At 62.7% G+C, this 8,011-nt stretch carries 8 protein-coding genes; all 8 read right to left on the bottom strand.

From position 1 onward, the window contains the following. Positions 1 to 294: 294 nt before the first annotated feature. Positions 295 to 996, bottom strand: a complete 702-nt coding sequence (locus tag HP546_RS05040; protein ID WP_172220549.1) for an XRE family transcriptional regulator — start codon at positions 994 to 996, stop codon at positions 295 to 297. A gap of 185 nt (positions 997 to 1,181) precedes the next feature. Continuing rightward, on the bottom strand, positions 1,182 to 1,709 hold the full coding sequence (gene ppa / locus HP546_RS05035; RefSeq protein ID WP_016497835.1) for an inorganic diphosphatase: 528 nt from the start codon (positions 1,707 to 1,709) through the stop codon (positions 1,182 to 1,184). A 93-nt stretch (positions 1,710 to 1,802) separates the two neighbouring features. Beyond that, the gene (locus HP546_RS05030) at positions 1,803 to 2,618 is read right to left on the bottom strand and encodes a zinc-dependent peptidase (RefSeq protein ID WP_172220547.1); all 816 of its coding nucleotides are present in this window, start codon (positions 2,616 to 2,618) and stop codon (positions 1,803 to 1,805) included. 20 nt (positions 2,619 to 2,638) lie between these two features. Continuing rightward, positions 2,639 to 3,286: a DedA family protein gene (locus HP546_RS05025; RefSeq protein WP_019472362.1), complete on the bottom strand. Its 648-nt coding sequence runs from the start codon at positions 3,284 to 3,286 to the stop codon at positions 2,639 to 2,641. Positions 3,287 to 3,562: 276 nt separating this feature from the next. Beyond that, positions 3,563 to 4,021: a GNAT family N-acetyltransferase gene (locus HP546_RS05020; RefSeq protein WP_172220544.1), complete on the bottom strand. Its 459-nt coding sequence runs from the start codon at positions 4,019 to 4,021 to the stop codon at positions 3,563 to 3,565. A 108-nt stretch (positions 4,022 to 4,129) separates the two neighbouring features. Further along, a complete protein-coding gene (gene eutC, locus HP546_RS05015; protein ID WP_172220541.1) occupies positions 4,130 to 4,945 on the bottom strand; it encodes an ethanolamine ammonia-lyase subunit EutC in 816 nt (271 codons plus the stop codon). A gap of 8 nt (positions 4,946 to 4,953) precedes the next feature. Then, the gene (locus HP546_RS05010) at positions 4,954 to 6,348 is read right to left on the bottom strand and encodes an ethanolamine ammonia-lyase subunit EutB (protein ID WP_172220538.1); all 1,395 of its coding nucleotides are present in this window, start codon (positions 6,346 to 6,348) and stop codon (positions 4,954 to 4,956) included. 46 nt (positions 6,349 to 6,394) lie between these two features. After that, positions 6,395 to 7,843, bottom strand: a complete 1,449-nt coding sequence (gene eat, locus HP546_RS05005; RefSeq protein WP_172220535.1) for an ethanolamine permease — start codon at positions 7,841 to 7,843, stop codon at positions 6,395 to 6,397. Positions 7,844 to 8,011: the final 168 nt, after the last annotated feature.

The raw sequence follows: 8,011 nt of genomic DNA, 5'->3' as shown, positions 1-8,011 counted from the left end.
ATGATATCGAGTTGGTGGGCGCTGACCGGGAGGGTTTTGCCAGCGCCGCGAATTTTCTGCGGGCATTAAAAAGCCGGCTTGTGGCCGGCTTCTCGGGGACGGCTCCGACTAATTTATGGTAAGTCGCAACCGCCTTAACTGTGTGGCCATCAAGGGCCTGAAAGAGATGGCAGATAACCGTGTGGGATATTGCCGAGCCCTCTGGACTGCGGCTTGCGCCGGTCGGGGCTGAATGTGCGGCGTAGCATACAAGGGCTCGCGCGGTCTGCCCAGCAAAAAATGGCACAGGGTGTTTCAGCCGGGCCGTTGCTGGCGGAAATGCGACCAGTGGAACACCCAGCCGATGATTTCCAGCCTCTGGGCCTGACGCTGCGCGGCGGTGTAGCGTTCGGCCGCGTAGTTGTGCCGGTCATGGCTGTGCAGGTAAAGCGTGCCGTGCTGGCCGAGGCTGAGGTAGTTCACCCTCAGCGTGCCGTTGTGCAACAAGGCATAGGTTTCGCCTTCGACCACCTGGGTCATGCCCAGATCGATGGCCAGGGTAGCGTCCAGTGGAATCAGCGGGGCCATGTTGCTGGCCGGCATCGCCAGGCAGACGGCGTTGCGAGGGCGTACACCCAGCTCTTTCAGGGCTTTTGCTGGCAGGCGCAGGTGTTGTCCGGCAGCTGGCGAAAGCAGGCCGTTACGTACCTCGTGGTAGGGCACATTCAGTACCCGGCCGCGATGCACCGACAAGGGGCTTGGGGTGTTGGCGGGTGCCGGGCGGGGCGGAAAGTTGCGCAGGATCGGGTTGGGGTGTTTGGGCCCTTCGCCCGTGCGCAGCCAACGACGATGCACACAGAACAAATCGGCCAGTTCGTCCAGCCGGGCCAGGGGGACGCCGCGTTTTAACCAGTTGTTGACGTGCTGTGGTGTGACGCTGCGCTGGGCAGCGAAATCAGAAGAGGTCAGGCCACATTCGTGAAGAAGGGCTTTGAGGCGGTCGCCGGAAGTGTTCATGGCCGCGAGTGTAGCGGCGGGTTGCCAGTAAGGATATGAACCGAGTGTTGACGGAAATTGTACGAAAAGGGCCCGTTTGTAGGGCGTTGGTGTAGGACTGCGTAAGATTTATTACCGCCAGTCTCCGCACCCTCCATCCGGACAAAAAAAACCCCGCCGAGGCGGGGTTTTTTGCACAACCGGTATCAGCCTTTGTAGGCAGCAACCGATTTGGTGATCGCAGCACGGGCGGCGTCGGCGCCGTCCCAGCCTTCGATCTTGACCCACTTGCCTTTCTCGAGATCTTTGTAGTTGGCAAAGAAGTGCTCGATCTGCTGGATCAGCAGGGCTGGCAGGTCGGTGTATTCCTTCACGTCGACGTACAGCTGCGACAGCTTGTCGTGCGGTACAGCGATGACCTTGGCGTCGCCGCCGCCGTCGTCGGTCATGTTCAGGATGCCGACCGGACGGGCGCGGATAACCGAGCCTGGGGCTACCGGGTAAGGGGTAACCACCAGCACGTCCAGCGGGTCACCGTCGTCAGCCAGGGTGTTCGGGATGAAGCCGTAGTTGGCTGGGTAGAACATCGGGGTGGCCATGAAACGGTCGACGAACAGGGTGTCGCTGTCCTTGTCGATCTCGTATTTGATCGGCGCGTGGTTGGCCGGGATCTCGATGGCGACGTAGATGTCGTTCGGCAGGTCTTTGCCCGCCGGAATCTTGCTGTAGCTCATTGGGCAGTGCCCCCGTGTTTGACCAAAAAAGTGGCGGCGATTATAGGCACATTCTGCCGCTGCATGCCACGCCTGGCCTGATGTGTGGCCGCGTCAGGCGTGGCTTTCGCGGTAGTCGGGGTGTTCGGCCTGGAGCCGGCTCAGGCGCGCCAGCGGGTCCTGGCGGTAGAACAGCGACAGCTGATGGTAGACCCGTGGATACGCCTGCTGCAGCAGGTCGGGGGCACTGAAGAAGTATTCGCTGGTAACGGCAAAGAACTCTGCCGGGTTTTCGGCGGCATACGGGTCGATGGCGGTTTCGGCGTCGGGGTCGTTGTCCAGCTGGCGGTTGAGGTCGTCGTAGGCCTGTTGCATGGCGTGCGCCCATTCATCCACAGGCATGCCGCTGTGCAGCGGCGGCAGGCCATTGGCATCGCCGTTGAGCATGTCCAGCTTGTGCGCCAGTTCGTGGATGACCAGGTTGTAGGCTTCCCAGCCGCCGCTGGCCAGCACGCCGTTCCAGGCGAGGATGATCGGGCCCTGTTGCCAGGCCTCGCCGCTGTGCTCGCCATCCCAGGCGTGCTCCACGCCGCTGGCGTCGCGGTGGCGCTGGGGGCTTTTGAAGTCGTCGGGGTAAAGGATGATTTCGTGAAAACCCTGGTACCAGTTCAGGTCGCCCAGGTGCAGCAACGGTAACTGGGCCTGGGCGGCCAGGAACAGCCGTTGCTCATCGTCCGGCTCGACGCCTGGCAGGCAGGTGAGGTGTTTGTCGAGCAGGAAAAGGATGCAGGCTTCGCGCAGCCAGTGGTCTTCTTCGTCACTGATGCCGTCCAGCATCGGCAGGCGCGCGCGCACGGCCTGCCATTGCTGGGGGGCGATGGGGTAGCGCGCCAGGGTGCGCTTGCGCCGCCAGGCGCTGAATGACCACATGTCTGCTGTGCTTCGAGCGTTCAGTGAGCCTTGGCCGCACGGCCCAGGCGGCCACGCAGCAGGCCGAGGATCATTGGCACCAGCGACAGGACGATGATGCCCACCACCATCAGCGACAGGTGCTGCTTGATGAACGGCACGTTGCCGAAGAAGTAACCCAGGGTGACCAGGCCGCCGACCCACAGCAGCGAACCGGCGACGCTGAAGCCGAGGAAGCGGGGGTAATGCATGTGGGCAATACCGGCAACAAACGGGGCGAAGGTGCGCAGGATGGGCAGGAAGCGCGCCAGGGTCACGGTTTTACCACCATGGCGTTCATAGAACTCGTGGGTGCGCTGCAGGTAGTCGCGGCGGAAGATTTTCGAGTTGGGGTTATTGAACAACCGCTCGCCGGCCGTTCGGCCGATCACGTAATTGGTGCTGTCGCCCAGGATTGCCGCTGCCATCAGCAGGCCAGCCAGCAGTACCGGGTCCATGCCGCCGCCCGCAGCTACGGCGCCGGCAATGAACAACAACGAATCGCCCGGCAGGAACGGCATGACCACCAGCCCGGTTTCACAGAAGATCACGGTGAACAGGATGGCGTAGATCCATGGACCGTAATTGGTGACCAGCAGATCGAGGTAGGCATCGAGATGCAGGATAAGGTCCAGCGGGTTGAAATCCATGTACAGCACCTGTGTTCTTGGGCGTAGGCTCGGTTACCTGGCGATGGGTAAATTTTCACACATGACAGGTGGGGCATTATACGGCGAAGTGAAGAACATGCCCGGGGAGTTTGTAGCGGGGGGTTACGGTAGGGAGTTTGTGGGTCAACACAGAGCACCTGTAGGAGCAGCCTTGCGCTGCGAAGAGGCCAGTAAGGCCACAGGCAATCATTTGCCGTACCGGCCCTTTCGCAGCGCAAGGCTGCTCCTACAAATGCGCTGCCCTGTTTTGAGAGGTCAATCCTGACTGATCGGCAGGATGTAGTTCTCGAACTCGGTGTCCTTGCGAAAGCCAATGGATTCGTAGGTCTTGCGGGCTGCCTCGTTACCGGCACTGGTTGAGACCCGCAGGCGTACCGCGTTGGTGTCCTTGGCCATCTTCTTCGCCTCGCGCATCAGGTGGTCGGCCACCAGCATGCGCCGCGAATCCTCGGCCACGTAGATATCGTTGAGAATCCATACCCGCTTCAGCGACAGCGATGAGTAGCTCGGGTAAAGCTGGCAGAAGCCCAGCAGCTTGCTGTCGTCGTCTTCCGGCAGCGCCAGATAGATCACCGATTCATCCCGTTTCAGGCGCTTTTCCAGGAAGCTGCGCGAACTGTCGGGGTAGGGCAGCTGCCCATAGAACTCACGGTATTTGACGAACAACGGCGTGAGCAGGTCGAGGTGTTCCAGGGTTGCCTTGATGATGCGCATGTGCGGCCCTCAGAGTCCATTTGGGGAAACAGCGGAATGCCAGCAGCTTTCAAGGGCATGCTGCCCAATGCGCGTCACAAGTGCAATCCGCCTTCCGTTACATGTTTTTTACCCTTTGCCGAGCAGGAAGTTGCCTTTCTGGTTGCCAGCGTTGTCACTCTCCAGGCTATGGACCTCGGCTTCGTCCTTCAGATTCACCCCGGAAAGCTGGCGCCGACAGGCTTCGCGCATCAGGTACAGCAGGCGGTGCGCCGCCATGCCATAGCTCAGGCCCTCCAGGCGCACGTTGGAGATGCAGTTACGGTAGGCATCGGTCAGGCCGACCTTGGGCGCGTAGGTAAAGTACAGGCCAAGGCTATCGGGCGAGCTGAGCCCCGGGCGCTCGCCGATCAGCATCACGGTCATCCGTGCGCCCAGCAATTCGCCCACCTGATCGGCGACTGCTACCCGGCCCTGTTCTACCAGCACCACCGGCGCACAGGTCCAGCCATCGGCGGCGGCTTGCTCCTCGAAACGGGTCAGGAACGGCAGGGTGTGGCGATGAACGGCCAAGGCCGACAGGCCATCGGCGACCACGATGGCCAGGTCGACGCCACCGGGGTTGGCCTGGGCGTGCTGGCGCAGCGTGCTGATCGAATCGTCATTCAGGCGCCTGCCCAGGTCCGGGCGCTGCAGGTACTGGTGGCGGTCGCTCGCGGCGCTGTGCAGCACCAGGCTGTCGCGGCCCTTTTCTTTCAACTGAGTGGCCAGGCCAGCATGGTCGAAGGCCAGGTGCACGGCGTCGCGGGCCTGGGCATGGGCGAACTGGAAATCCAGCTGCGCCCCGGTCGGCAGGCTGGTGCCGGCACGGCCCAGGGCGATGCGCGCCGGGGTCAGGGTGCGCAAGGCCAGCCAGGGGTTGTCAGGGGTAGGCGTGCGGTTCATGGTCATCCCTATGCAAGCTGGGCCAAGGCCTGGCGGAAAGCCGGCGGCAGGTTGTCACCAAAGCGCACCCGGCCGTCGGCCTGGGTGAAGATGCCGGTATGAGCCAACCATGCCTCGAACTCCGGCCCGGGCTTCAGGCCCAGGGTCTGGCGCGCGTAAAGCGCGTCATGGAACGAGGTGGTCTGGTAATTGAGCATGATGTCGTCAGAGCCGGGTATGCCCATGATGAAGTTGATCCCGGCCACACCCAGCAGGGTCAGCAGGGTGTCCATGTCGTCCTGGTCGGCTTCGGCGTGGTTGGTGTAGCAGATGTCGCAGCCCATCGGTACGCCCAGCAGCTTGCCGCAGAAGTGGTCTTCGAGGCCGGCCCGGATGATCTGCTTGCCGTTGTATAGGTATTCCGGGCCGATGAAGCCGACCACGGTGTTGACCAGAAACGGCTTGAAATGGCGGGCTACGGCATAGGCGCGGGTTTCACAGGTTTGCTGGTCGACGCCATGGTGGGCGTTGGCCGACAAGGCGCTGCCCTGGCCTGTTTCGAAATACATCAGGTTCTGCCCGACGGTGCCGCGCTTCAGCGACAGCCCAGCCTCGTAGCCCTCCTGCAATACGTTCAGATTGATGCCAAACCCGGCGTTGGCTGCCTCGGTGCCGGCAATGGACTGGAACACCAGGTCCAGCGGCACGCCACGGTTGATGGCTTCGATCGAGGTGGTGACGTGGGTCAGCACGCAGGCCTGGGTGGGAATGTCGTAGCGCTGGATGATTGCATCGAGCATTTCCAGCAGGGCACAGATCGAGGCGATGCTGTCGGTGGCCGGGTTGATGCCGATCATGGCGTCGCCGTTGCCGTACAGCAGGCCGTCGAGAATGCTGGCGGCGATACCGGCTGGCTCATCGGTCGGGTGATTCGGCTGCAGCCGGGTCGACAGGCGCCCGCGCAGGCCCATGGTGCCGCGGAACCGGGTGACCACGCGGATTTTCTGCGCCACCAGCACCAGGTCCTGCACGCGCATGATTTTCGACACGGCGGCAGCCATTTCCGGCGTCAGCCCGGGCGCCAGGGCGCGCAGGCTGTCTTCGTTGGCCTCTTCGCCCAGCAACCAGTCGCGCAGGCCGCCCACGGTCAGGTGGCTTACCGGGCCGAAGGCCCGGGCGTCGTGGGTGTCGATGATAAGGCGGGAAACTTCGTCCTGTTCGTAAGGGATCAGCGCCTCATTCAGGAAATGCGTCAGCGGGATATTGGCCAGGGCCATCTGCGCGGCGACCCGTTCGCCGTCGTTGCTGGCAGCAACCCCCGCCAGGAAGTCACCCGAGCGTGCGGGGCTGGCCTTGGCCAATACTTCCTTGAGGCTGTCGAAGCGGTAGACCATGTTGCCTACCGTGTGTACGAAACTTGCCATACAGAATCTCCAGAGCCGCGGGCTGGCCCGCGGCGGGTGGCGGCAATCAGTGCAGGGTCTCTTCGGCCTGCTGGATCGCGGCGAATTCCTCTTCCGGTGTACCGGCTACCAGGTGGTGGCGGCTGTAGAAAGCAAAGTAGGCAATCAATACCCCATAGATCACTGCCGCGCCAATCACTACCCGTGGGTCGACCAGGAAACCGGCCACCACGGCGACGCAGGCCAGTAGCAGCGCCACGCCCGAGGTAAAGATGCCGCCAGGGGTGCGGTACGGGCGCTCCATCTTCGGCCGGCGGATACGCAGGGTGATGTGCGCGGCCATCATCAGCACATAAGACAGTGTGGCACCGAACACCGCGACCAGAATCAGCAAATCGCCCTGGCCGGTCAGCGACAGCGCGAAGCCGATGATGCCGGGGATGACCAAAGCCAGTACCGGCGCCTTGCTCTTGTTGGTTTCCGACAGTTTGCGCGGCAGGTAGCCGGCACGGGACAAGGCGAAGATCTGCCGGGAATAGGCATAGATGATCGAGAAGAAGCTGGCGATAAGCCCGGCCAGGCCGACCAGGTTGACGAAGCTGCCCATCCAGGTAGAGCCGCCGTAGGCTTTGGCCAATGCTTCGACCAGCGGGTTGCCAGAGGCTTTCAGCGCTTCGGAACCCGCGCCGCCAGGGCCGACCACCAGAATCAGCAAGGCAAAGGCGACCAGCACCAGCATCGCGCCGATCAGGCCGCGTGGCAGGTCGCGTTTCGGGTTCTTGGTTTCCTCGGCAGCCAGGGGCACGCCTTCGACAGCCAGGAAGAACCAGATCGCATAGGGGATCGCCGCCCACACGCCGACGTAGCCAAACGGCAGGAAGCTGCTGGCGCCCACGGCGTCCGTCTGGGCGATGTCGAACAGGTTGGCTGCATCAAAATGGGGCACCATCGCCACCAGGAACACCGCCAGGGCGATAGCGGCCACGGCAGTGATGATGAACATCAGCTTCAGCGCTTCACCCACACCGAAGATATGGATGCCGATGAACACGATGTAGAACGCCAGGTAGATCATCCAGCCGCCGATGCCGAACAGTGACTGGCAGTAGGCCCCGATGAAGGTGGCGATGGCGGCGGGGGCGATGGCATATTCGATCAGGATTGCCGTGCCGGTAAGGAACCCGCCCCAGGGGCCGAAGGCGCTGCGGGCAAAGCCGTAGCCGCCGCCAGCGGTGGGGATCATCGACGAAAGCTCGGCCAGCGAGAAGCACATGCACAGGTACATGGTGGCCATCAGCAGTGTGGCGAGGAACATGCCGCCCCAGCCGCCCTGGGCCAGGCCGAAGTTCCAGCCGGCGTAGTCGCCGGAGATCACGTAGGCCACGCCCAGGCCGACCAGCAGCACCCAGCCGGCGGCGCCTTTTTTCAGTTCACGTTGCTGGAAGTAGTCTGAGCCGACCTTTTCGAAGTCTACGGAAGAGCCTGCCGACGAGCCGGCGGATTGATCGCTTGGCATAGATTCACCTGTTTTTTTTCTTGGTGGCCGGGGGAGGTCCGGGCCGATGGTGATGGGTACTGCAGGAAGCGAGCCAGAGCGGCTGGTGCAGGTTGCCGCCCTGGGTTTTGTGTTTGCAGGCCTGCCCCTTTCGCGGGCTTGCCCGCTCCCACATGAATTGCACAGGTC

Source organism: Pseudomonas sp. CM25, from assembly GCF_013179705.1.
Lineage (GTDB): Bacteria > Pseudomonadota > Gammaproteobacteria > Pseudomonadales > Pseudomonadaceae > Aquipseudomonas.
Note: the sequence above shows the minus strand (reverse complement) of the source record. Positions and strands in the feature narration are given on the sequence as shown.